The following is a 25,370-nucleotide window of genomic DNA, read 5'->3' as shown; positions in this document are numbered from 1 at the left end:
AAAGAAACGGGCTGGCGATAGCCAGCCCGCAATCAGCTTAGTAGATAGAGAACGGGAAGTACTTTTCGTTGATCTTAGCGTAAGTTCCATCGGCTACGATCGCTTTGATAGCAGCAGAGAACTTATCTTTCAGCGAATCACCTTTACGTACTGCGATACCGATCTTGTCATTGATATCGATATCAGCACCGTTAAACGCAAACTTCTGACCATCTTCAGTCTTCAGCCAGTCGTAAGCCGGGAATTTGTCAGACAGCAATACGTCAAGGCGGCCTGAAGCCAGGTCCAGATACGCATTGTCCTGAGTGTCATACAGTTTGATGTTAACGGTATCGCTCAGGTTATCTTCCAGGTACTGACCCGCGATAGTCGCGCGCTGAGCACCAACCGTCAGGCCTTTCAGGCCCGCTTTTGAAGTCTCAACCGTAGAGCCTTTTGGCGTTACGAAAGCCAGTACGTTGGAGTAGTATTTCTCAGAGAAATCTACCACGCGCAGGCGCTCTTCGGTGATCGACATAGAAGCGATAATAGCATCATACTTACGCGCCCGCAGACCCGGAATAATACCGTCCCAATCCTGCGCAACAACTTCACAATCGGCTTTCATCTGTGCACAAAGTGCATTCGCAATCTCAACATCGAAACCGATCAGTGCACCGCTGGCATCGACCATATTAAATGGCGCATAGGCACCTTCCGTTGCGATACGGATCTTATCGCCAGCCGTTGCACTCTGAGCAGAAACCAGGCTGCCGGCAATCAACGCCGCTACGGCAAATAACTTACGCATCTTCATCTTATTATTCCCTTCACTATTATTTTTCGGGGTTTTATCAATCTCAGCGATGGCTGGACATAAAGTCCTGTACCCGCTGGGATTTAGGATTATTGAACATCTGGTCAGGCGGGCCCATCTCTTCAATCTGGCCCTCATGCAAAAATACCACCTGACTGGAGACATCCCGGGCAAAGCGCATTTCGTGAGTAACGATGAGCATAGTCCGGCCTTCATCGGCCAGCTCTTTCATCACCGCCAGCACTTCGTTAACCAGTTCGGGGTCGAGCGCCGAGGTAGGCTCGTCAAACAGCAGAACCTGCGGGTCCATCGCTAAAGTTCTGGCGATAGCAACACGCTGTTTCTGACCGCCGGAAAGGTTATCCGGGTAAGCATTACGCTTATCTGCCAGGCCAACTTTTTCCAGCAACTGCTCAGCCCGGGCAATCGCTTCTGCCTTTGGCTGTTTCAAAACCTGAATCGGCGCTTCGGTAATATTTTCGAGGATAGTCTTATGCGGCCAGAGATTGAAACTCTGAAATACGAAACCGATACGGGAACGCATCTGCTCAAGCTGCTTACGATTCGCAGCGATCAGATTACCGTCTTTGCCCGGTTTCAGTTGCAGCTCTTCCTGACCGATCTGGATCTGCCCCTGGCTGGGATTTTCCAGCAGGTTAATACAACGTAGCAGGGTACTTTTACCGGAGCCGCTGGAGCCGAGAATAGAGATCACATCACCGTCATTTGCAGTCAGTGATACGCCCTTGAGAACCTTCAGGTCACCAAAGGATTTATGTATATCTTTCAGCTCTAAAGCCGTTTGAGAACTGGCCATGGTAAGGCATCCGTTTCTATTCTTATTGTTCCGCGGGTAGCGGCTAATCAATGTGCAGGATAGCACCGCCGACGTCAAGGGATGATCAACAGGATCTACTGCTGCTATCCGATCATGACAATCAACTTATCACTATCTGTTTCGTATAAGAAACAAAAAGCAGCGGGCCATTTTCCACAAAACTGAGCAAGAAGCAATCAGAAAAATATCATACAGCAGATTGTGCAGGGATCACCTGATCCGTATCAAAACATAAAAAAGCGGCAGAAGTCGCCTTCTTAGCCGCTTTTTTATAGATAACTTACTGTATTAACTGGCAAATGCCCTCAGCAGGGCGTCCTGTGCACTGATCAGTTCTTCGCCTTCCGCAGGCTGATTCAGAGTATAGCTGCCATCGGAGTGCAATTCCCAGCTATGGCTGTTATCGGCCAGATAGAGATCCAGATCCTGTTTAATCCGGACAGCCAGCTTGCCATACAGCGGAAATCCGGTTTCAACCCGGTTCAGCATATTACGCTCCATCCAGTCGGCACTGGAGCAGAACACCTCTGGTTCACCCTTATTGCCAAAATAATAGACCCTGGTGTGCTCCAGGAAGCGGCCAATAATGGAGCGTACTGTGATCGTTTCAGAAATACCTTCCAGCCCCGGCCGCAACCGACACATCCCGCGAACGATTAATTCAATCTTTGCCCCTGCCTGAGATGCTCTGTACAACGCTCTGATCAGCTGCGGTTCGGTCAGGCCATTCACTTTGACTATGATATGACCATCTTTACCATGCTTCGCTTCCCGGTTAATCAGGTCGATCATTCTGGAATGCAAGGTGAACGGTGCATTTTGCAATTTTTTAAGGCGCAGGATTTTACCCATCCCGGTGAGCTGCTGGAAGATCTTATGCACATCTTCGCCGACATCTTCATCGCTGGTCATATAGCTATAGTCGGTATACAAACGGGCCGTGCCGGAGTGATAGTTTCCAGTGCCAAGGTGGGAATAACGCACTAGTTTTCCCTCTTCCCGCCGCACTACCAGCATCATTTTAGCGTGGGTTTTGAAATCAACCACGCCATACACTACCAGCGCTCCGGCTTCCTGCAACCGGCCGGCAAGCTGAAGATTACTCTCTTCATCGAAGCGAGCCCGCAGTTCAATGACTACGGTAACCTCTTTACCACTACGCGCGGCATCAACCAACGCATTAACAATGTCGGAGTTAACTCCGGTACGGTACAGAGTCTGCTTGATCGCCAGCACTTTGGGATCTTTAGCCGCCTGACGCAGCAGATCGACAACCGGTGCAAATGACTGGAAAGGATGATGCAGCAGCTGATCCCTTATACGCAAGACTTCGAACACACCGCCCTGTTTTAACTTCTTAGACATGCCCGGAGTGTATGGCTTCCAGCGTAACTCCTTACGATCGACCAGATCACGCAGAGCCATCATCCGGGTCAGATTCACCGGACCATCTACCCGGTATGTATGAGCTTCATCCAGGCTGAATTCGCGCAGCAGAAAATCGATCAGCGCTTCCGGCGTGCGCTGATCTACCTCGAGGCGAACCGCATCACCAAATTTACGGGAATGAAGTTCACCACGCAGAGTCCGGGCCAGATCCTCAACCTCTTCTGAGTCAAACGTCAGGTCGGCGTTACGGGTTATGCGGAACTGATAGCAGCCCTCGACGGTCATCCCCGGAAACAACTCGGCGGCGAACTCATGGATAATAGATGAGAGGAAAATCAGATTATCGCCACCGTCACAGAGGTTATCCGGCAGGCGGATCAAACGGGGCAAAGAGCGGGGGGCCGGAATAATCGCCATACCGCTTTCCCGGCCGAAGGCGTCTTTACCATCCAGTTCGACAATAAAGTTAAGGCTCTTATTCACCAGACGCGGAAACGGGTGGGAAGGGTCCAGCCCGATCGGGCTGACCACCGGCAGTACTTTTTCCTCAAAGTAGACCTTGATCCAGTCACGCTGTTCATCGCTCCAGTCGCGGCGACGCAGGAAGTGGATATCTTCTTTCTCCAGCTCCGGAAAGATAATATCGTTGAGGATCTTATACTGGCGCTCAACATGAGCGCTGCAGATTTCCCCGATCCGTTTCATTACGACCTGGGGATGCAGGGCATCGGGGCCGACCGTTTCCCGGCTGTATTTCAGCTGGCGCATCAGTTCAGCAACCCGGATTTCAAAGAACTCATCCAGGTTACTCGAAAAAATAAGCAGGAACATCAACCGTTCCAATACCGGATGACTTTCATCCAACGCCTGCTCCAACACCCGGACATTGAACTGCAGATGACTCAGTTCCCGATTGATATAGAGCTCAGGGGCTTTCAGGTTAACCGGTGGCGCCTCAACCGGCTCAGTGACAGCGATCGGCGCCCGGCTTTCCACCAGCGCGATCGACGCTTCACTTTGCTCCGCTACTTGTTCCACCATCGTCGTTCTCCGTTATCTACAAGCCCCTGCCCTGTTTCTGATTCAGGTTATACAGCGCCCGCTTTATTCATTCAAAATCTGCGCTGCGCGCTTGGCAAAGTAAGTCAGAATACCATCGCAACCGGCGCGTTTAATACAGACCAGGGATTCCATCATCACGCTGCGCTCATCGAGCCAGCCATTCTGGAACGCCGCCATATGCATGGCATATTCACCACTCACCTGATAGACAAATGTTGGCACTTTCAATTCCTGTTTTACCCGGCGCACGATATCGAGATACGGCATCCCCGGCTTAACCATGACCATGTCGGCGCCTTCAGCCAGATCCATCGCAACTTCATGCAACGCTTCATCACTGTTCGCCGGATCCATCTGGTAATTAAACTTATTACCTTTGCCCAAATTACCGGAGGAACCAACAGCATCACGGAACGGGCCGTAGTAGGCGCTCGCATACTTAGCCGCATAAGCCATTATTCGAGTGTTAACATGGGCGTTCGATTCCAGCTCTTCCCGGATACTAGCGATACGTCCATCCATCATATCGCTGGGCGCCACGATATCGGCACCGGCTTCAGCATGGGACAGCGCCTGCTTTACCAGAGTATCGACGGTGCGATCATTCAGCACGTAACCATTTTGATCAATAATGCCGTCCTGGCCATGGGTAGTGAACGGATCAAGGGCAACATCGGTCATGACTCCCAAGTCCGGACAGGCATCTTTCAGGGCTTTTACTGCACGTTGGGCAAGGCCATCCGGGTTATACGACTCTTCTGCCAGTTCTGTTTTAACGTTCAAAGGTGTTACCGGAAATAAGGCTACTGCAGGTATTCCCAGAGCAACCAGCTCACGCGCCTCTTTAACCAGCAGATCGATACTCATCCGTTCGACGCCGGGCATTGAAGGCACAGTTTCTCGCTGATTTTCACCTTCAATGACAAACACCGGATAGATCAGATCGCTGGGTGTGAGTACCGTTTCGCGCATCAGGCGACGGGAAAAATCATCGGCCCGCATACGTCGCATACGGGTTTCCGGATAAAAGCGCTGGCTATTAGTAAAAGACACGTATGAATTCCTCTGAATACACTATAACTGAAGCTTAATGACAGCATTATGACAGATGGCCCGCGGTAACGGCCATAAAAGAGGCTATTATACTCTTTAAATCCGGTTAAGGTTTTGATCTGATTAATTATTCCGGGTTATCAATACAACAAATTAAAGCCTGTCTTAAATCTGTTCTGGGAGTGAATCTGATGACTAAAGTTGCTGTTGTGCTGTCCGGTTGTGGTGTTTATGACGGTTCTGAAATATATGAATCCGTGCTCACCTTGCTGGCTCTGGAAAGTGCAGGTGCGAGCTATCAATGTATGGCACCGGATATTGATCAGCTCCATGTGATCAATCACCGTACCGGAGAAGTAATGCCCGAACAGCAACGTAACGTGCTGACCGAAGCAGCTCGTCTCGCCCGCGGCGATATTATCGACCTGGCGCAGGCCAACCCGGACGATTACGACGCCCTGATCATTCCCGGCGGCTTTGGTGCCGCCAAAAACCTGAGCGACTTCGCAATCACTGGTGAAAAGTGCCAGGTGAATGCCGACCTGCAACATTTTACCCAGGCCATTCATCAGGCTGGTAAGCCGGCAGGCCTGATCTGTATCGCTCCGGCAATGACCCCTTTACTGTTTGGCAAAGGGGCTGTCTGCACTATTGGCAGCGATACTGCGACAGCATCTGCTATAGAAGCCATGGGCGGACAGCACCAGGCCTGCGCTGTCGGAGATATTGTTATCGATCAACAACGTAAAATCGTTACTACCCCCGCCTATATGCTTGCCAACAGCATCAGTGAAGCATCAGCAGGAATCCACAAACTGGTAAGTAAGGTGCTTAAATTGACGCAATAGCTGATAGTATAAAAGCAAGCCACCGTCAGAGACATGAGTTATGAATGGGTCAGGGATGAACAGCTTAAGTAATTATTTTCTCGAATCAGGGCCAATAATTACTGGCAATCATATCAGGGTTTCTAAACACCGAAACAGCACTCGCCGGACGAGCAAATGAACCGTTCTCTGGCGTTTCGCTTCGGCTATATGATCACCCTGGTCGCCACTGTGATGGCCGCGATACTGCTTATCGCCACGCTGTTCTTCGTCACCCACTTTTACGACAACTCGCTGCTAAACGCTGAGCGTCAGATCAGATACACAATCAGCACCCAGCTGGCTAAAGATACCGAGATTCTGGCAGACACCCTGGCGATTCAGCTGGCTACTCCTTTACAGCATAAAGACCATTCCTCAATCACTAAAACCCTGCAGATAATGAAACGCCAGGATGGTCTGGAATATCTCTATGTTTATAACCGCCTGGGCAACATTGTTTACGCAGACAAACACGACGACGCCATTATTAACGCTCCGGTGAAACAAGTTCTGCCACTTGGCATCAGGCTGAATCCAAACATCAAACTTACCCAGCAAGATAATAAGATTCATGTCAACGTGCCGATCATCGGCGAAAAGGGCCGCATTGGTGGACTTATCTATTCGATATCATTCACTGAAACAGAAAAACAAATTCAGCATCAATCAGCGGCACTGGCGCAGCAAGCTGCGGATATGCTCAACCGGATGATATTGGGCCTGATCGGCGGGTTCTTTGCCCTGCTGTTACTTATCCTCCCGGCATCACAACTGTTAGCAAAACGATTGCTCAAACCACTGGGCGCGCTGACGGAACGCAGCAGAGGCTTTAAAGTAGACGGCGAGCCGGTTTCGTTCCGTTTACCCCGTAATGACGAAATCGGTGAGCTTGGCGACGCCCTGCAAGACATGCAGGAGCATCTCTACGACAGTCACGAACAGATGGCCCTGATGGCGTACCGTGATCCTCTTACCAGCTTGCCTAACAGGCGGGGGCTGTATCAGGAACTGAGAAAGTTGATCCTCTGGGCAAAGCAACAGGATGTTAAGCTGGCGTTACTGTTTATCGATCTGGATCATTTCAAACAGATCAATGATTCTTCCAGCCATGAGTATGGCGATCTGATATTGAAAGAGATCGCGCAACGACTGCTCAAACTGATCCGGCTGCAAGTCAAACAACAAGATCTGCCCTTTCCGGAAGACCTATTACTATCCCGCCTCGGTGGCGACGAGTTTGTAGCCATTTTACCGGATGTAAAATGGATCGATGAAGCGGAGGAATTTGGTCTGAAGATCCTCGAGTCACTGCAGCAACCTTTTGCGGTTAACGATAAGTATTTCTCGCTGTCCTGCAGTATCGGTATAACCATTTTTCCGGATGATGCCACCAGCACTGAGAATATGCTGAAACACGCAGACATAGCTATGTTCGAGGCTAAACGTACCGGCCGCAACCGGGTCCGTTTCTTCATGCCTGAGATGCATCGCCTGGTAGAAGAGCGAATTCTGATCCAGCAAGGCATCAGTACGGCGATTGCAGAAGATCAGCTGTTCATGGAATACCAGCCGATCTTCGACCTGCAAACCGAGCAGCTGATCGGTGCGGAAGCCCTATTGCGTTGGCGTCATCCTGAAAGAGGTAAGCTGGAGCCGGAAACCTTTATCCCGGTTATCGAAGAGTCCGATCAGATAGGGCCGCTGACGCTCTGGAGTATCGATCGGGTGTGCAACAATCTATCCGGAATATGCCAGAACCTGGACCAGTTTAAGCTGACGATCAATATTTCATCGGCAATTCTGGACCGACCCGAAATAACACAACAGATAAGCGACATCCTGCGCCAGAAAAATGTGCCGAACCATTTCATCTGTCTTGAAATTACAGAAACCAGCCTGATGCAAAACCTCGACAGTACCCTACCCCTGCTGCAGGAATGGAAGAATGCAGGCTTCAGCATCTGGATCGATGATTTTGGTACCGGATACTCCTCACTGAGCTATCTTGCCCGACTACCGATCGACGGGGTTAAAATCGACCGCAGCTTTATCCATGATGCTAACTCGCGACCGGTAGTTGAAGCGATTCTCGCGTTGTCTCAAACGATGAATCTGATGTCTGTATCGGAAGGCATCGAAGAGCGAAGCCAACTTGAAGAATTACGCAGACTGGGCTGCCACTTCGGTCAGGGCTACCTTTTATCAGGCCCGGTAGGTGTTAATGAGTTACGCCGGATGCTGAAGCAACCGGAACCTGAAATACACTAGTTGTCACGACCAAAACGATCAGTCTCTCGCCGGGCCTGATCTTCTTGCGCCGTTCTTGCATACGCCTGTGCATATTAAGAGCGGCATGAACGCCCGGTTTTGCAACGAGATAAAATAAGCTTAGTCATGCCTCCTGAAGCACCTGATCTTCTTACGCCGTTCTTCCATACGCCTGTGCATATTAAGAGCGGCATGAACGTCCGGTTTTGCAACGAGATAAAATAAGCTTAGTCATGCCTCCTGAAGCGCCTGATCTTCTTGCGCCGTTCTTCCATACGCCTGTGCATATTAAGAGCGGGATGAACGTCCGGTTTTGCAGCGAGATAAAATAAACTTAGTCATGCCTCCTGAAGCGCCTGATCTTCTTACGCCGCTCTTCCATACGCCTGAGCATATTAAGAGCGGCATGAACGTCCGGTTTTACAGCGAGATTAAAATAAACTTAGCCCTGCCTCCTGAAGCGCCTGATCTTCTTTCGTTTTTCCTGCATACGCCTGTGCATATTAAGAGCGGCATGAACGTCCGGTTTTGCAGCGAGATTAAAATAAACTTAGCCCTGCCTCCTGAAGCGCCTGATCTTCTTACGCCGTTCTTCCATACGCCTGTGCATATCAAGGGTGGCATGAACGCCCGGTATAACAGCGGGATCGCAAGTAGAGTCAGTCTCGCCGGGGTCGTAAATAAAGTCAGTTCCGTCGGGGTCGTCTTATCTTCTTGCGCCGTTCTTGCATACGCCTGTGCATATTAAGAGTGGCATGAACGCCCGGTATAACAGCGGGATCGCAAGTAGAGTCAGTCTCGCCGGGGTCGTAAATAAAGTCAGTTCCGTCGGGACCGTCTGATCTTCTTGCGCCGTTCTTGCATACGCCTGTGCATATTAAGAGTGGCATGAACGCCCGGTATAACAGCGGGATCGCAAGTAGAGTCAGTCTCGCCGGGGTCGTAAATAAAGTCAGTTCCGTCGGGACCGTCTGATCTTCTTGCGCCGTTCTTGCATACGCCTGTGCATATTAAGAGCGGCATGAACGTCCTGAATAAAGTCAGCTTCGCCGGGGTCGCCTGATCTTCTTACGCCGTTCTTCCATACGCCAGGAATAAGGCATGAACGTGCGGTATAACAACGGGATTGCAAACAGGGTAAGAACCGTCGAAAACACCAGTCCGCTGACTATTGATGCCGCTACCGGCCCCCAGATAAGGGAATGCCCTCCCAGCCCGGTCGCCAGCGAGAACAATCCGGCAATCGTCGTCAGTGACGTAATCAGAATAGGAATCACCCGTCGCCGGGAAGCATACAGCGTCGCATGCAGCACCGACATACCCCGATTTAATCTCTCATTCGCCGCCGATATCAGCACTATCGCCGCATTTACCGCGATTCCTGCCAGTGCCACAACACCATACAAGGTAAACAGGCTGAGTGGATTTTGCGTCAACAGTAACCCCATCACCACTCCGGTGAAAGCCATAGGCACCGTCACCAGAATCATCACCGGTTGCCAGTAACTACGGAATTGCGTCCCCAGTATCAGGTACATCAAGCCAACTCCAAACAGGAACAGTACACCGATAGAGTCCAGGCTTTCCTTAATATCATCCAGCTCGCCGGACATATCCAGATCGATATTCGGATAGCGTTGCTTTAGCTGATCAACCCAGTGCTTCTGGATCATCTGGTTGATAATGACCGTATCCCTGCCACCTTCTGCAATATCGGCTTCCACGGTGATCGCCCGGCGCTGATTATAATGGCGAATATTACCCAGGCTCTCGCTACGCTGATAATGGACCAGTTCCGAAAGCGGAATCTGGCCGCCATTTGCTGTAGGTAGACGCATTGTCAGTAGCTGATCAATCGAGTTCATCGGTTTCTGTTGCGCTCTTACCCTCACCTCCAGCTTCTCACCATCGTGCTGCATATCGGCAACTACTTCGCCGTCCACCAGCAGTTGCACCGTACGCATAACCTGATCCGGCCGTAATCCGGCACGGATAATGGCGTCATAGTTCGGTTGCATATTCAGCGCCATCCGACCATCGCCGGCATCGTCCCCGATGTCGGTCAGATCATTCAACGAGTTAAGATAGTTTTGCAACTCATCTGCCGCGGCACGAATCTCCGCGTAATCATCACCCCGTACTTTTACACTCACCGGTTTCGAGGTAGGTGGGCCGCCGCTTAAGCGCAGGAAGGATATGTTCAGCGGGCCGGGAATTGCTGTGACATCCGAGCGCATCGCATCCAGCAACTGATCCACCGAGCGATTATCAACAGTCTTCGGTTTCAAGCCTACTAACACCTGGCCGTAATGATCACCAAAGAAGGGCTCGGTCTCGGTAAACAGCTGCCCGGCATAGACCGTCACCGCCCGCACATCGGCTTCAGTGAGATAATGTTTCACCCGACTCTCGATGACGGCGGTAGTCTTTAACGTTTCTGCCAGTGGCGTTTCAGGGGGCATCTCGACATTAACGTAGAACAATCGCAGTGGATCAGATGCAAAGTAATCCATCTTAATCTTGCCTGCAGCCACCAGACCGATCGCCACCAGAAAAAGTATGAAAATACTCAGTAGAGTAAGAATTGGACGCCGCAACGCCTTAGTCAGCAAACGCAGATAAAAAATCTGCACCCGACGGGTCAGCCGTTGCCGCAAGATCAGGGAACGGGAGGGTTTTCTGAAATCGATTTTGGCGATCATCACGTGCGCCGGCAACATCCAGAATGCCTCCACCAGACTGATTGCCAGGGCGATTGTAACCACCATCGGAATCACCCGCATAAAGTCACCCAGAATCCCGGGTAACAACATCAGCGGGAGAAAGGCTGCCATGGTCGTCAATACTGCAGTGGTGACAGGCATAGCCACCTCTTGCAGAGAGTTCAGCGTTGCCTGGACTACCGGCACTCCCTGTTGCAGACGATGGTAAATCGCTTCCACAACTACAACCGCATCATCCACCAGCATGCCCAGCACAATCACGACCCCGAGCAGTACGGTCACGTTAAGCGTTTCACCGATACTCCAGAGCACCCAGAACGTTCCGGCCAGGATAAACGGAATACCGATAGCGGTAAGAAATGCGATACGCAGGCCAAGAAATGCCCAGGCGACACAGAGCACTAATGCGAGACCTATCAGGGCATTCTTCTGCATCAGGCTGATCGCGCTTTTGGTCGGCACCGTCTGATCGTCAATGATCAGCAGTTCAACTCCCGTCGCCATCGACAGCGCATTACGCTCATCAATATAGGCACTCACCCGCTCTACCAGCTCGATGGTATTGGCGTTATCTTTCTTCATTATCGGAATCACGATAGCCGGCTGACCATCGACCAGCGCGTCAGCCTGAGCCTTTTTACGAGTCCGGGTAATATCAGCGATCCGATCCAGGGCCACTTCACCTTCCAACCCAAGCAAAGGTATATTCTTTACCGAATCAGGGTCCGCGCTACGTCCGGCGATTCTCACCAACCAGGCCTGATCAGAGACCTCCACGCTACCAGCGCTGATATCCCGAAACCATAGCGCCACAGAGTCAGCCAGCTGTACCGGACTCAGTCCCTGAGCCTGGAGCAGGTCAGGGTCAAAGCTAACCTCAATTTCCGGGTCATCGAGACCAATTGGATCTGCCCTGTCGACGCCTTTCAGTGCCTCGATATCTTTTTCAATGTTACGCGCCTGGATTCGCAGATTTTCATCATCGGCCACACCAATTACGGCAATAGTCACAGAGGGAAATGCGCTGGAGCTGGTCAATTCCAGAATATAAGGATCACTTGCAGCCTCAGGCAGATCATCTTCTGCGCTCTGGATCTCGCGCCGGATATCGGTCAGATGCTTATCAAAAGTAGCGTCATCAATATCTTCAAACCGAATCAGCAGGCTGGAAACACCTTCGCGACTGTTAGAGGAGAGAAAGCGGATATCGGGAATTGAGCGAACTGCTCGCTCCAGTGGGTCGGTGACCCGTTTTTCAACATCGCTGGCCGACGCACCAGGTAATACCGTGGTAATGGCGATCCAGTTAAAATTGATTGTCGGATCCTGCTGTCGGGGCATCAGGCCATAGGCCAGAAAACCCATACCCAGTACCAGCAGGAAAGTGAGATTAGCCAGCACATGATTCTGGAGCAGTCGTTGCAACATAGATTTACCTGTCATCCGCCAGAATCAGGCTATCACCGTCACTCACTGAAAATCGACCATCGGTGATCAACTGTGTTTCAGGTGCCAGATCAACCGCCACTGACTGCCCCTCCACGGCTCCCGAAAGCGGATAGAAGCGCGCCTTACCCTGCTCGAATAGCATAACTCCCAGCTGCTGCCCACGTTGCACCAGATAGCGCGCCGGAATGTGCTGCTCACTGCTGTACCAGGACAGACGGCCAACAGCGCCAGGCAATGGCTTCGACGAAATAAACGCCAGACGTACATCACGGGTGCGGGCAATACTATTGATCGCAGCAACTGCAACCCGCAGTCTTATAGGATATTTTTCGCCATAGGAATCGAAAGTGAGCTCTGCACTACGCTCAATACTGAGCACTTGTTGCGGGGATAAGTGCGCGCTTAGCTCAATGTTCTGATCGCCAATAATCTCCAGCAAAGCAGTACCCGGTGCCATCAGATTACCCGGAGAAACCAGGCGCTGGCTGATACTGCCACTGAAAGGCGCGGCTATATCACAACGGGAAACCGCCAGGCTTGCCTGCTGTTTTGCTGCCTCTGCCGCCAGCAAGCTGGCGCGGGAACTATTCAGTTCAGCCTGGCGCTGGTCCTGTAGTTCCCGGGATACATTGCCTTGTTTTTGTAGTCGTTTTGCCCGTGCCAGCTGTTGCCGGGCCAAACCAGCCATAGCCTGCGCGGCAGACACTTCTGCTGCAGCCCGGTCTTCAGCAAGGCGATAATCACGGCAATCGATTCGCGCAAGAGTATCTCCCTTCTTAACCTCGTCACCGACACTGGGGATGAGTTCCATTAACAACCCGCTTAACTGGGCACTCAGGGTTGCCTGCTGATAACTGATAACGGTAGCAGGCGCGCTCTGCTCAATACGGACCTGTAACTGCTGCAAAGGAGCAACACGAACCACGCGCTCTGCGCCGTAACTGGCAGGTAGCCAGAGTAAAAGAAGGAGTCCTGCTAACGTTCTTGTCATATCATGTCCCTGAACTTATTCCTGAGCCCTGAAAACTAAATAGAGTCCCGCTTATCATATGCTGGCCCTGTACTTATTTCTGAGCCCTGAAAACAAAAAGAGTCCCGCTTATCATATGCTGGCCCTGTACTTATTCCTGAGCCCTGAAAACAAAAAGCCCCGCTTATTTAAGCAGGGCTTGGTGACAGAGTCGATAGTTTAAGCTTAGCGCTATAAGCGAACTTCGATCCCTTTGTCCTTCATATATTGCTTGGCCTCAGGAATACTGTATTCATTAAAGTGGAAGATCGATGCCGCCAGCACCGCATCCGCCTTGCCTTCAATGCAGCCGGCGACAAGATGATCCAGATTGCCAACACCACCGGAGGCGATAACCGGTACATTGACCGCTTCGCTGATCGCCCGGGTCACCCCCAGGTCGTAGCCATTCTTCACACCGTCCTGATCCATTGAGGTCAGCAGGATCTCCCCTGCACCAAGAGCGACCATCTTCTTCGCCCACTCAACAGCATCAAGACCGGTCGGTTTACGACCGCCGTGGGTAAAGATCTCCCACTTATCCGTTTCGCCCGGCTGCGAGACCTTCTTCGCATCAATCGCCACCACGATACACTGGGAGCCGAAACGTTCCGCGGCTTCGCGAACAAAGTCGGGATTAAACACCGCAGCACTATTGATAGAGACCTTGTCGGCACCGGCATTAAGCATCGTGCGGATATCATCACAGGTACGGATACCACCGCCAACAGTCAGCGGAATAAACACCTGAGATGCCATCCGTTCGACGGTATGCACCATGGTATCCCGACCTTCGTGAGTCGCTGTGATATCAAGAAAAGTGATCTCATCCGCGCCCTGCTCGTCGTAACGCTTAGCGACCTCTACCGGGTCTCCCGCATCACGGATATCAACAAACTGAACGCCTTTCACAACGCGTCCGTTCTCTACATCCAAACAAGGGATAATTCGCTTTGCCAACGCCATGGTATTACCTATTAGAAACTTTTAATCAACGATTAGACCGGTAATCCAGTCAGGAATTCCCGGTCGTGATAGCTATTAGGGGTTAACAGGCTCAGGCCTTGCCGTCCCAACTAAGGAAATTTTTCAGCAACTGCAGGCCTACCGTATGGCTTTTCTCAGGGTGGAACTGAGTCGCAAATACGTTATCGCGGGCGATAGCCACATCAAAATCGACACCGTAATGGCAGTTACCTGCAACCAGATTCTTGTCAGCGACATCAACATAGTAGCTGTGTACGAAATAGAACCGGCTGCCATCGGCAATGCCGTTCCACATCGGATGCTCTGTACTCTGATGCACTTCGTTCCAGCCCATATGCGGCACCTTCAGGCGCTCGCCATCGGTTTCTCTGAGATCGTCGCCGAAGAACTTAACCTGGCCATCGAAATGGCCCAGGCAGTCAACCCCGGCATTCTCTTCGGAGCGCTGCATCAACGCCTGATAGCCAACGCAGATACCCAGAAACGGCTTACCGGAAGCGATCGCTTCTGCGACTTCCTGATCCACACCGAGACGGCGAATTTCCGCCATACAATCACGGATCGCACCAACCCCAGGCAGCAGCACACGGTCCGCATTACGCACCTTTTCCGGGTCGGCAGTGACCATTACTTCAACATCAGGCGCTACATACTCCAGAGCCTTAGCCACGGAGTGCAGGTTACCCATGCCATAATCAATTACCGCAATACTGCTCATTTACAGCGATCCCTTGGTTGATGGCATCATGTCGGCAGCCCGCTGGTCAATCGTCAGCGAGCTACGCAGTGCACGGCCGAACGCTTTGAAAATAGTCTCCGCCTGGTGATGAGCATTAAAGCCTTTCAGGTTGTCGATGTGCAGCGTGACACCGGCGTGATTGACGAAGCCCTGGAAAAATTCCCAGAATAGCTGAACATCAAAACGACCGATATTGGCACGGGTGAACTCGACGTTCATGCTCAGACCCGCACGACCAGAGAAATCCACGACCACACGCGACAACGCTTCATCCAATGGACAGTACGCATGTCCATAACGCTGAATACCCTTTTTATCGCCCACTGCTTCCTTGAACGCCTGACCCAGCGTAATTCCGATATCTTCTACCGTGTGGTGATCATCGATATGATTGTCACCTTTGGCATTGATATCCAGGTCGATCAGGCCATGACGGGCAATCTGATCCAGCATGTGCTCAAGAAAAGGTACGCCAGTGTCGACGTTAAGCTTGCCGGTACCATCAAGATTCACAGACACTGTTATCTTGGTTTCCAGGGTATTACGGGTGACGGTGGCTTTGCGCTCAGCCATGATGAACTCCGCGATAGGTTACAAATAGGGATTGTCTCAAAGCAGGCATTATACAACCAATAACTACTGAATGCGCACCCCCCAAAAGCGCAATAAGGCTACCCCGATAAATCCCCCCCCTTTAACAGCCAAACCACTGATAAAAAACGATTCATCCTAGCTTAAGTGTTGGTCATTAGAATCAATCTGATACTATGCTGTAAATCATGTGAATTTTGTTTCTTGGTCCAAGGAGGACTCATGAAAGGTCTATTAAAAATAGTCGGCGGGCTGGTCGCCCTGTTGGTGATTGTTGTTGTCGCTGGCGGAGTCCTGCTGGGCATGTTCTTCGACCCGAATGAATATAAGCCTGAGATCAAGAAGCTGGCCCTCGAACAGGGTGGCGTTGAACTAAATATCGATGGAGACCTGGGCTGGTCAGTATTCCCCTGGCTGGGCATCGAGATCAACCAGATCAGCGTCAATTATCCAGGTCAGCCACAACTGGCCGAACTGAATCAGGCCCAGGTCTCAGTTGAGATACCTGCCCTGCTCTCCGGCAACGTAAAAATGAGCAGCATCGTACTCGATGGCCTGACGCTTAATCTGGTTAAAACCAAGGATGGTAAGACCAACTGGGCCATTTCCGGTGCCGGGCAACAGGTGCCCGGTGACACTGCCGAAGCTGAAGCAACGACTCCGGATGCTGCAGAAGCCGCCGGTGGTGCCGCGCTGGCCCTGGATATCGAAAGTATCGCTATTACTAACGGTAATATCAGCTACGACGATCAGATGACAGCCAGTAAAGTGTTGCTGAATAACTTCAGCATGACTTCAGGCAAGGTCGTCACCGACGCATTCTTCCCGGCTGAGCTGAGCTTCCAGGCGGAACAGTTCCAGGCTGGTGAGAAGCAACTTACCGTCGATGCGGGGGTACAGGCGGAATTCTTCCTCGACCTGGCAGAACAGAAGTACGATATCAAGGGCCTGAAAAGCACCCTTGGCCTGAGCGGCGCGCCATTTAATGGCAAAAGCCTGAGCGTAAATCTGGCTGCAGATATCGCCAGCAACCTGGGTGACGAAAGCACTCGCATTGATAACCTGAAGCTAACTGCAGCAAATCTTAATGCGACGGGTAACGTTGCGATACAAGGTTTCGCTAAACCAACGATTACCGGTCAGCTGGAAGTCGATAGCTTCAGTCTGCAGGAACTGCTGGCAGCACTCGGCCAGCCGACGATTGAAACAACCGATCCGGCAGTCCTCAAAGCGATCAGCTTCAGTTCTGAGCTGGGCGGCCCTGCTAACACGCTGGGACTGAATAAACTCAAGCTGAAACTGGACGATACCAATTTCAACGGCAGCTTTGCCTTTAACCTGGCTAACGGTGCGATCGCCCTCAACCTTCAGGGCGACGAAATTAACGCCGACCGCTACCTGCCTCCGGCTAAAGAGGCTAAGCAAGCGGCTGGCAGTGAGTCTGCAGCAAAGGCCAGCGGCGAGCGCTACTCAAAAGAGCCGGTGATCCCGCGGGATACCATTAAAGGCCTGAATCTGGACGTTAAACTCGGTCTCGATAAGCTGCTGATGTCAGGCCTGACCCTGACCAAGCTGCAACTTCAAACCGACGCCCATGGCGGTCTGGTCAATGTCAGCAAGATCAACGCCGATATGTATGGCGGCACCCTGCGCAACAGTGCGGTGATAGATGTCCGTAAATCGCTAACCCGCCTCAGCTCAAAGAAAAATGTTAAGGGTATTCAGATCGGCGACCTGCTGATGGATATGGCCGAAGTTGACCGTATTACCGGTACCTTCAGCTCACAATCCAGTATGACCGCCCGCGGCGAATCGGTTCACGCTATCGTGAACAGCCTGAATGGTACTGCTTCGGTCAGCATGCCTAAGGGTGAAATCAGAGGTATCGATATCGCACAATCTATCTGCCAGGGCTTCAACAATGTTGCTAGCTTGGGCATCAACGCCGAACAGGTTGATGGCTCGACGCCTTTCGCTAACCTCGGTGGTAACTTCAAGGTAACCAATGGCGTAGTCAGCAATAACGACCTTAAAGCCGCACTGGACGCGATGGTAGTTAAGGGCCGGGGCAAGGTTAACCTGCCTAAAGCCAATCTCGACTACCGTCTGGGCCTGACCATCGAAGAAGACCTGTTCAAGCAAACCTGCTCGGTGAATAATTCACTGCAAGGCGTAGAGTGGCCAATGGATTGCAAAGGCAGCTTCGACGATGATCCGGCTAAGCTGTGTCGTCCGGATGCCAGCGTACTGGAAGATATCATCAAGCAGAAGGCTAAGAAAAAGCTGGAAAGCAAGCTGATGGAGAAACTCGGTGGTGGCAGCAGCGATGGCGAAGGGGACAGTAAAGTTGAAGGCGCTAAGAAACTGTTACGGGGGCTGTTCGGAGAATAATGACTGATCAGCAATTCTCAGAAGCCGTGCTGGAGTGGTTTGACCAGCACGGTCGCCATGACCTGCCGTGGCAGGAACAGAAGACAGCATACTTCACCTGGCTGTCAGAAATCATGCTTCAGCAGACCCAGGTCACCACAGTTATCCCGTATTTTGAGAAATTCCGGCAACAGTTTCCCACTGTTGTCGATCTTGCCCGGGCTGAACCCGACCATGTATTACACCTCTGGACCGGACTGGGCTATTACGCCCGAGCCCGTAACCTGCATAAAACCGCAAAGATCATAGCTTCCGAATACGGCGGAGAGTTCCCTCAGAGCGTCGAGGAACTGGAGCAACTGCCGGGTATAGGACGCTCTACCGCAGGTGCAATCCTGTCGATATCAACGGGCAAGCGGGCCGCTATCCTCGATGGCAATGTAAAACGGGTTCTGGCCCGCTACTACGCTGTTGAAGGCTGGCCCGGAACAACCGCAGTGATGAAAACCCTGTGGCAACATGCCGAACAAAACACCCCTGTCACCCGGGTCGGGGAATATACCCAGGCGATGATGGATATGGGCGCAACGCTTTGCACCCGAAGTAAACCCTCTTGTCTGCTCTGCCCGCTACAGCAAAGCTGTCAGGCCTACCTGCAAGGAAAGACCGCAACACTACCTTCCCCCCGGCCAAAGAAAACTTTACCGGTAAAACAGACTCTGATGCTGTTAATTCTGGATGATGAGAACCGGATTTTGTTGCGACAGAGGCCACCCAGTGGAATCTGGGGAGGCCTGTGGAGCCTGCCGGAAACATCAGACCTTCGCGATGCGACAAGCGAAACCGGGCTGGCTATCGATATCGACAGTGCGCTACCCCTGGAGCCAGTCAGGCACACCTTCAGCCACTTTCACCTGGATATTACTCCGGTCAAAGTCTCGCTACAGGATAAAGACCTTACAAATCATGTCATGGAAGAGCCCGCCACACTCTGGTATAACTTACGCCAACCACAGAAGGTCGGCCTGGCTGCCCCGGTAAAGAAGTTGCTGGCAAAACAACTGACCTGATTTATTCTGGAGAATACTATGACCCGCACCGTAATGTGCCGTAAATACAAAGAGGAACTGGAAGGCCTGGATCGCATGCCGTACCCCGGTGCTAAAGGCCAGGAAATCTTCGATACCATTTCCAAGAAAGCCTGGACCGAATGGACCAACCACCAGACCATGCTGATCAACGAAAAGCACCTTAGCCTGATGGATCCGTCGACCCGTGAATTCCTGCAGCAAGAGATGCAGAAATTTATGGATGGCGAAGATTATGAGAAAGCGGAAGGCTACGTACCACCATCTAAATAATCCCAGCCCTGATAAGCTGAACTCCTGCCCGGAGAGATCAACTCCGGGCTAACTTCACCCCACACCCGTTAAGCAATCAGCGCTAATAACTTATCCACAATCAGATTCGTAGTCACAGCTGTGACCGATTCGAATAAATCATGCAGATAAACACCACAATACCGACAAAGGCGCTTCCCAGATAACGTCCAATACAACTGAAATAAAAATTCTTCTGAATCCTGTTGACACAAGACCATGAAACCAGTTTAATACGCACCTCTTAAGTGCCCGGATAGCTCAGTCGGTAGAGCAGAGGATTGAAAATCCTCGTGTCCGTGGTTCGATTCCGCGTCCGGGCACCACTTAAGAAATCAACTAAGCCTTGCTACTCTTTATCTCAAAGAAGCAGGGCTTTTTTGTGTCTGGGATTTGGGATTCTAAAAACCAGTCCGTGGTTCGGCTGGTTACAACTGCAGGCGTCCGGGCACCACTTAAGAATCATTGAAGCCTCGTCACTCTTTAACCATAAGAAGCGGGGCTTTTTTGTGTCTTGAATTTATTGAAAGCGTCCGTGGTTCGACTAGTTACAACTGCAGGCGTCCGGCACCAATTTTTTAAAGCCTCGCTATCGTAGTGGGGCTTTGTTGTATCTGGAGAATAGAAGTTCTTTAAGACCTCTCTGGAAAAGTAGCTAGATCGCCGCTGCGCGGCTAGCTAGTTGCTAGAATAAGCTACCTGCCGATTCGACTGACTATAAATTCAGGCCTCCGGGCACCAATTTCAAAAGCCTCGCTCTCGTAGTGAGGCTTTGTAGTATCTGGAGAATAGAAGTTCTTTAAGACCTCTCTGGAAAAGTGGCTAGATCGCCGCTGCGCGGCTAGCTAGTTGCTAGAATAAGCTAACTAGCTTGAGCCTGCCGATTCGACTAACTATAAATTCAGGCCTCAGGGCAGAGCTACGTTTAAGCCTTGTAACTCTTTACCTTAAAGAAGCAGGTTTTTTATTGAGCAATAAGTTTCATCTGACCCCACTTATCCAACAATTTTTTATTTGAAAATCTGGCCTTCGTGCTTTATCCATCCATCTTCATGACTTCCGTTTGGGTCATGGTGAGTCCAATGTAGAACGCCACCTTTGCTGTTCCATTCATATTCACCATAAAACTCAACCATATCACCTTTACTTAAAGAGCTAATTCTCGGCGCTAAATTAATATTATGAGCTACAAGTAAAGTTTGGCCATTAGAAAGCTTCAATATAAACCTCTGGTGTCGACTACCGTCCAGATCATCAGGTAAAACACGAATCACGATGCCTGAACCAGATACTTGCAAATCACTTATATGATTATGAAACGCATCTTGGATAAGTTGATCTCTATGATCATTTTGTAACGAGGCTGAGGATAGAGAATTAGCTTCATTCTGGAAGAATTCGAATCCAACAAAGCTAACTGCACAAAGAATACAGATAGATAAGACTATAAAGAGGGGATTAGACTTAGCTTTTTTCTTAGGTAGCTTCTTTCTTCGCCGAACACTTCGAACGCCAGGCCTGCGAGTGACACCAACAATATGGACATCACCAGCTCTTAAACGACCTTCATTGTTTTTCATTGGCTGATATTGAATTAAGTCCCCTATTCGAGGTTTTCTTGGTATGTTGCCAAAGTCCTGAATATGGACAAATACGTCTCTGCCACCGTTTTCAGGTTTAATGAAACCAAAGCCCTTGTCATCTTTCCAAGCCTTGAGAATTCCTTTCTGTTGATCCATCAGCAGAATTGTCCTTTCTTCACTTTTCTAATGAGCTCATACGGTGACACATCTGTGACAACATATTGCTGTTTCAGGATACTTTACACGCTTCTGCAGCGTATTTGAACGAGGGCAACAGCCGTAAGTGGTTGAGTTATAATGAACTACATCTTACCAATAAAAATTAAAAAACCTCGTGCCCGAGTTTCGGCTAGTTACAACTGCAGGCGTCCGGGCACCACTTAAGACACCAACTAAGCCTCGTTACTCTTTAACAAAGAAGCAGGGCTTTTCTGTGCCTGAGAGTTATTCTAACTACCCTTCTCTGCACTCACCTTATCGATATAGGCCTGCATTGAGCTCAGGTTCAACTGGTCCAGCTGGCCCTGAATTTGCAGTTTAACGTTCTCTCTGGCCGTCTCTGAATAGACTCGGTACTGAATAAAATTCATACCCAGCGACACAACAAACAGCAGTATAACGACGATAAGCGCATCCAGATTCAACTCGAACTTCTTCAACTGGCTATTCCTGTAAAGATGATGGAACTGGGAGCATAACCTACCGACTTTATTAAATCGTCAGGTTTTGCTCTACGGACTGACGCTCCAGCAGAACCTGCTTAGGATTTTTTGGATAATACTTTTCTGGCAGGCGATCGATGTGGCTGAAGAAGCGTGTGTCTCGATAGGGCATTTTCATGTAACCAGAGATCCCCTGTCCCGAGATTTGAGGCACAGCTGCCAGTATCCGCGCCAGGCAATCAGCAAACTCCTGCTCCCTTGAGGGATCCAGCAGACGGTAATAGCTATGGATTTTCAGGTGCGTGGGCAGGCTTTCGAAGATGATCAAGCCGGTATGGTGTATCTGATTCAGCAGCTCCAGATCGCTGATAATTGTTTGCGGTAGCTCAAGAAATTCTTCCGGGTCTTTACCGTCTTCAAAGTAAGAGTGCATCCGGCTTTGATCTTCCAGCTCGGGTGCCGCCGATATTTCATACGGTATCTGCATACCTTCTTCTGGCTGAAAAGGGATCTCAGGATTATCTCTTTCAATATGCAGGGTGTCTTTGGCGTTGAACAGGCAACTTTTGAATACCCCGTGCCGATAAATAGCTCTGGCCAGGTTAACCATGTTATTGACCGAGCTGATGAAGGAATCCTTAAGGCGGTCATCATGCAGGTTCAGGCATGAATCAATGTACACCCCGTCAGGTTCCCAGCGCACGGCAATGCCACCCACCACCGGATACTTTGCTAACCGGCTGATACTGGCCAGAAACGCCTTTTCTGTTTCTCCCATGCCCTGCAGAAAGTTCTTGTAGTAACGATCAAACTGCACTTCATCCATCTCCTGTATCGCCTCTTCTACCCCCTCTTCCTTCAGGAAGGCTTTGCGGGAGGTATAAGCGACCGTATCAATATCCCGGGTCTCAGTATGAGACCAGACCGGGATCAGATGAGGTTCCGGCGGTTCATCAAGATCAACCATTACCGTGCGTGCGATCGATGCCATATTTTGCAGCAGATAATCTCCGGCTTTAGCCCGGATTTCAGGGTCTTCATCCAACAGGTGTTCCAACACCCGGGCGAACTCCAAAGGTAAGCCCAGAGAGGTCGGCGGAATAGCATGATAACCAAAGCGACAGGATTGCCCGGAGGCCAGTGCATAGAGCGTACCCGCCAGACCCTGCTCATCAAAACGGGGCGACGAAAGCGCTCCGTTGAGCTGCTCTTCACCGATAAAATAGACATCTCCCAGACGGGCATTAGTGTTTTGCAGATCGCCGGACATCAGCTCCATGACATTATTGGAAACATACTGCTGGTTCTGATCCACCTGGGCGAACACCGATGAGCCCCAGTCGATCAGCGCGATGCTTTCGTTGTCCGGATCGATGACGATATTGGATGGTTTAATATCTCCGTGCACCAGGGGTCTGCCGGAAGCGATGGCTGAAGCTCTCAGGCCCTGCAGAATTTCCACCATCTGAGCGGCAATATGCACCACCAGACGTGGCGACAGTCGCCCCTGTTGCAGGGAGAACTGTTCCAGATCCATCCCTGTCGCCCGCTCCATCACCAGAATGGCCTGACGCCGGATACGCTGAAATTCAATCAGTTGCGGAACTAACCCATGCTGTACTTCGCCAAGTATAAATGCCTCCTCTTCGAGACGGTCCTGCACATGTTGCGGCAGGGTTATCCGGGAGAATTTGAACACCAGCCGGCGACCGGCAGAGTTAGTGCCACCAAAGACAAAACCAAAAGCCCCTTTACCGATCATTGAAATGTCGGTGTAGCCCAGCTGCTCCAGCTGTTCCTGACAGAGATTGACCCAGTCTTTCAGTTTCTTGGCGTCGTCATGGCTGAGCAGATAGATAGACTGCTCTTCAGGGATATAAAACTGCTGTAAGTTAGGATAATCCATTGTAATCATCAGGTTCCTGAACCGGGCTTAAGAGAAGTTGCGAACAACTCCCTTGCCAAGCTTATCCCGGTTCAGGTCTCCTTAGCGAGCCGGATCAGCTCAGATCCAGCAGCATAGAGGCCGGATCTTCAAGATAGGACTGCCAAAGTCCGCTGAAACGGGCAATAGTACCGCCATCAATCACCCGATGATCACCAGACCAGCTGATATTCATAATGCTGCGGGCTTCAACCTGACCTGCCTCATCAAAGCGCGGCAGTTGCTGCATTTTACCCAGCGCGACAATTGCTACTTCCGGGGCGTTAACCACCGGTACCGCATAAGTGCCGCCCAGCGCTCCGATATTGGAGATACTGATGGTGCCGCCCTGCAGATCCTGTTGAGCTACCCGCCCTTCACGGGCCGCTTCTGTCAGGCGCTGTACTTCAGCGGCAATTTCAAGAATGCTCAGCTTATCGACACGCTTGATGTTGGGTACCAGCAAACCGATCTTAGAATCCACCGCCATACCGATATTGCAGTCCGGCAGATAATGGATCTCGGTACAATCTGCATTCACCCGGCTGTTCAGTACCGGATACTGCTGCACCGCCATCGCCATCGCTTTCATAATGAATGGCATCAGAGTCAGACGCACGCCCAGCTTTTCAGCTTTAGGCTTCAGCTGTTTACGCAGTGCCAGCAGGGCAGTTACATTGACCTCGTCACCAAAGGTGAAGTGTGGAATAGTACTGGTCGCCAGTGTCATCTGCTTCGCCATCGCGGCTTTGATACCCCGGATCGGCTCAATCCGGATCTCTCCAGATTCAACTACCGGAGCAGGTACAGAAGTCGTCACGATTGGAGCTTGCGGGCTATCAGCTGCACTTGCCAGACCAACACGATAGGCAATGACATCTTCCTTCATCACCCGTCCGTCTTTGCCGCTGCCAGGGATAACCTGAATATCCAGACCAAATTCACGGCATACACGACGCACAGCTGGACCGGCCAGGGCTTTACCCCGGGTTGATACAGAAGACGCCGGAGAGGCTTGTGCCGATGCCGGACGATTTTCCGTAGCGACCGGTGCAATAGCTGGCTCAGGCTTAGATTCAGCAACATGAGCAGTAGCAACTGCAGAATTCTGATCATCAGGCACGATCGCAAACAACGGCTGATGTACTTTGGCAATATCCCCTTGCGGATGATAAAGCTTAATGACCGTTCCGGCTGTAGGCGCAGGAATCTGCACTACAGCTTTGTCCGTCATAACATCAACCACGGGCTGGTCTTCTTCGATGTGGTCGCCCTCTTTGATCAGCCATTCAACCACTTCGCACTCGACTATACCTTCGCCGATATCCGGAAGGATAAAGTCTTCTCTGTGGCTAACCGTAGCCTCAGGCTTCTGTGCTGCAACAGGTTCTACAGCAGGCTCGGGAGCAGAAACCACGTCTGACGCTGATTCAACGCCATTCAGTTCTATCTCAAACAGTCGTTCATGTACTTTAGCGCTATCGCCCTGCTGATAATAAAGCTTGCTGACCCGGCCCGCATAAGGCGCAGGTATCTGCACCAGCGCTTTATCGGTCATAACATCAACAACCGGCTGATCTTCCTCTATCAGATCACCCTCTTTAATCAGCCACTCAACGACTTCACACTCAACGATTCCTTCACCGATATCCGGCAGGATAAAATCTTTTAACATACTC

Annotated in this window: 19 protein-coding genes and 1 tRNA gene; 7 read left to right on the top strand and 13 right to left on the bottom strand. The window is 50.9% G+C overall.

Annotated features, from left to right (window positions below):
• Positions 1-37: 37 nt before the first annotated feature.
• The 4 genes from ACQUQM_RS19585 to hemB form a co-directional block, all read right to left on the bottom strand.
• A complete protein-coding gene (locus ACQUQM_RS19585) occupies positions 38-796 on the bottom strand; it encodes an ABC transporter substrate-binding protein (protein ID WP_432471555.1) in 759 nt (252 codons plus the stop codon).
• A gap of 43 nt (positions 797-839) precedes the next feature.
• A complete protein-coding gene (locus tag ACQUQM_RS19580) occupies positions 840-1,613 on the bottom strand; it encodes an ABC transporter ATP-binding protein (RefSeq protein ID WP_432471554.1) in 774 nt (257 codons plus the stop codon).
• Positions 1,614-1,922: 309 nt separating this feature from the next.
• Complete coding sequence (gene ppk1, locus ACQUQM_RS19575; protein ID WP_432471553.1) at positions 1,923-4,064, bottom strand: polyphosphate kinase 1; 2,142 nt, start codon at positions 4,062-4,064, stop codon at positions 1,923-1,925.
• 63 nt (positions 4,065-4,127) lie between these two features.
• Positions 4,128-5,138 (bottom strand): porphobilinogen synthase, encoded by a 1,011-nt coding sequence (gene hemB, locus ACQUQM_RS19570; RefSeq protein ID WP_432471552.1) that lies wholly within the window; start codon positions 5,136-5,138, stop codon positions 4,128-4,130.
• Positions 5,139-5,329: 191 nt separating this feature from the next.
• On the opposite strand from hemB, the gene elbB reads away from it, so the two are divergent.
• The 3 genes from elbB to ACQUQM_RS19555 all read left to right on the top strand — a co-directional run bounded on the left by elbB (position 5,330) and on the right by ACQUQM_RS19555 (position 9,023).
• The gene (gene elbB / locus ACQUQM_RS19565) at positions 5,330-5,986 is read left to right on the top strand and encodes an isoprenoid biosynthesis glyoxalase ElbB (RefSeq protein WP_432471551.1); all 657 of its coding nucleotides are present in this window, start codon (positions 5,330-5,332) and stop codon (positions 5,984-5,986) included.
• Positions 5,987-6,142: 156 nt separating this feature from the next.
• Positions 6,143-8,275 carry an EAL domain-containing protein gene (locus ACQUQM_RS19560; protein ID WP_432471550.1) on the top strand — a complete coding sequence of 711 codons (2,133 nt, stop codon included), beginning with the start codon at positions 6,143-6,145 and terminating at the stop codon, positions 8,273-8,275.
• A 313-nt stretch (positions 8,276-8,588) separates the two neighbouring features.
• Positions 8,589-9,023, top strand: a complete 435-nt coding sequence (locus ACQUQM_RS19555; RefSeq protein WP_432471549.1) for a hypothetical protein — start codon at positions 8,589-8,591, stop codon at positions 9,021-9,023.
• 292 nt (positions 9,024-9,315) lie between these two features.
• Here ACQUQM_RS19555 and ACQUQM_RS19550 read toward each other — a convergent pair whose 3' ends face one another.
• From ACQUQM_RS19550 to hisB, 5 genes are all read right to left on the bottom strand, one after another.
• On the bottom strand, positions 9,316-12,426 hold the full coding sequence (locus ACQUQM_RS19550; RefSeq protein WP_432471548.1) for an efflux RND transporter permease subunit: 3,111 nt from the start codon (positions 12,424-12,426) through the stop codon (positions 9,316-9,318).
• 4 nt (positions 12,427-12,430) lie between these two features.
• Positions 12,431-13,438 (bottom strand): efflux RND transporter periplasmic adaptor subunit, encoded by a 1,008-nt coding sequence (locus tag ACQUQM_RS19545; RefSeq protein WP_432471547.1) that lies wholly within the window; start codon positions 13,436-13,438, stop codon positions 12,431-12,433.
• A 210-nt stretch (positions 13,439-13,648) separates the two neighbouring features.
• Complete coding sequence (gene hisF, locus ACQUQM_RS19540) at positions 13,649-14,422, bottom strand: imidazole glycerol phosphate synthase subunit HisF (RefSeq protein WP_432471546.1); 774 nt, start codon at positions 14,420-14,422, stop codon at positions 13,649-13,651.
• Between the two features lie 91 nt (positions 14,423-14,513).
• A complete protein-coding gene (gene hisH, locus ACQUQM_RS19535; RefSeq protein ID WP_432471545.1) occupies positions 14,514-15,161 on the bottom strand; it encodes an imidazole glycerol phosphate synthase subunit HisH in 648 nt (215 codons plus the stop codon).
• Positions 15,162-15,755, bottom strand: a complete 594-nt coding sequence (hisB, locus tag ACQUQM_RS19530; protein ID WP_432471544.1) for an imidazoleglycerol-phosphate dehydratase HisB — start codon at positions 15,753-15,755, stop codon at positions 15,162-15,164.
• A 240-nt stretch (positions 15,756-15,995) separates the two neighbouring features.
• Here hisB and ACQUQM_RS19525 point away from each other — a divergent pair, with 240 nt between their 5' ends.
• The 4 genes from ACQUQM_RS19525 to ACQUQM_RS19510 all read left to right on the top strand — a co-directional run bounded on the left by ACQUQM_RS19525 (position 15,996) and on the right by ACQUQM_RS19510 (position 19,848).
• On the top strand, positions 15,996-18,164 hold the full coding sequence (locus ACQUQM_RS19525) for an AsmA family protein (RefSeq protein ID WP_432471543.1): 2,169 nt from the start codon (positions 15,996-15,998) through the stop codon (positions 18,162-18,164).
• Positions 18,164-19,213, top strand: a complete 1,050-nt coding sequence (mutY, locus tag ACQUQM_RS19520; protein ID WP_432471542.1) for an A/G-specific adenine glycosylase — start codon at positions 18,164-18,166, stop codon at positions 19,211-19,213. The genes ACQUQM_RS19525 and mutY overlap by 1 nt, the downstream gene beginning before the upstream one ends.
• A gap of 18 nt (positions 19,214-19,231) precedes the next feature.
• Positions 19,232-19,504: an oxidative damage protection protein gene (locus tag ACQUQM_RS19515; RefSeq protein WP_432471541.1), complete on the top strand. Its 273-nt coding sequence runs from the start codon at positions 19,232-19,234 to the stop codon at positions 19,502-19,504.
• A gap of 268 nt (positions 19,505-19,772) precedes the next feature.
• Positions 19,773-19,848: transfer RNA gene (locus ACQUQM_RS19510), tRNA-Phe, on the top strand.
• Positions 19,849-20,532: 684 nt separating this feature from the next.
• On the opposite strand, the gene ACQUQM_RS19505 is transcribed toward ACQUQM_RS19510, so the two are convergent.
• The 4 genes from ACQUQM_RS19505 to ACQUQM_RS19490 all read right to left on the bottom strand — a co-directional run bounded on the left by ACQUQM_RS19505 (position 20,533) and on the right by ACQUQM_RS19490 (position 25,366).
• Positions 20,533-21,261, bottom strand: coding sequence for a DUF3465 domain-containing protein (locus ACQUQM_RS19505; protein ID WP_432471540.1), 729 nt, complete (start codon positions 21,259-21,261; stop codon positions 20,533-20,535).
• A 293-nt stretch (positions 21,262-21,554) separates the two neighbouring features.
• Positions 21,555-21,764, bottom strand: a complete 210-nt coding sequence (locus ACQUQM_RS19500) for a hypothetical protein (RefSeq protein WP_432471539.1) — start codon at positions 21,762-21,764, stop codon at positions 21,555-21,557.
• A 52-nt stretch (positions 21,765-21,816) separates the two neighbouring features.
• Positions 21,817-23,673, bottom strand: coding sequence for a protein kinase domain-containing protein (locus ACQUQM_RS19495; RefSeq protein WP_432474852.1), 1,857 nt, complete (start codon positions 23,671-23,673; stop codon positions 21,817-21,819).
• A gap of 94 nt (positions 23,674-23,767) precedes the next feature.
• Positions 23,768-25,366 (bottom strand): dihydrolipoyllysine-residue acetyltransferase, encoded by a 1,599-nt coding sequence (locus ACQUQM_RS19490; protein WP_432471538.1) that lies wholly within the window; start codon positions 25,364-25,366, stop codon positions 23,768-23,770.
• Between the last annotated feature and the right edge of the window lie 4 nt (positions 25,367-25,370).

Source organism: Amphritea sp. HPY (assembly GCF_050870985.1).
In the GTDB taxonomy this organism is placed as follows: Bacteria; Pseudomonadota; Gammaproteobacteria; order Pseudomonadales; family Balneatricaceae; genus Amphritea.
The sequence above is the reverse complement of the archived record's forward strand: the minus strand, read 5'-3'. Positions and strand labels throughout refer to the sequence as shown.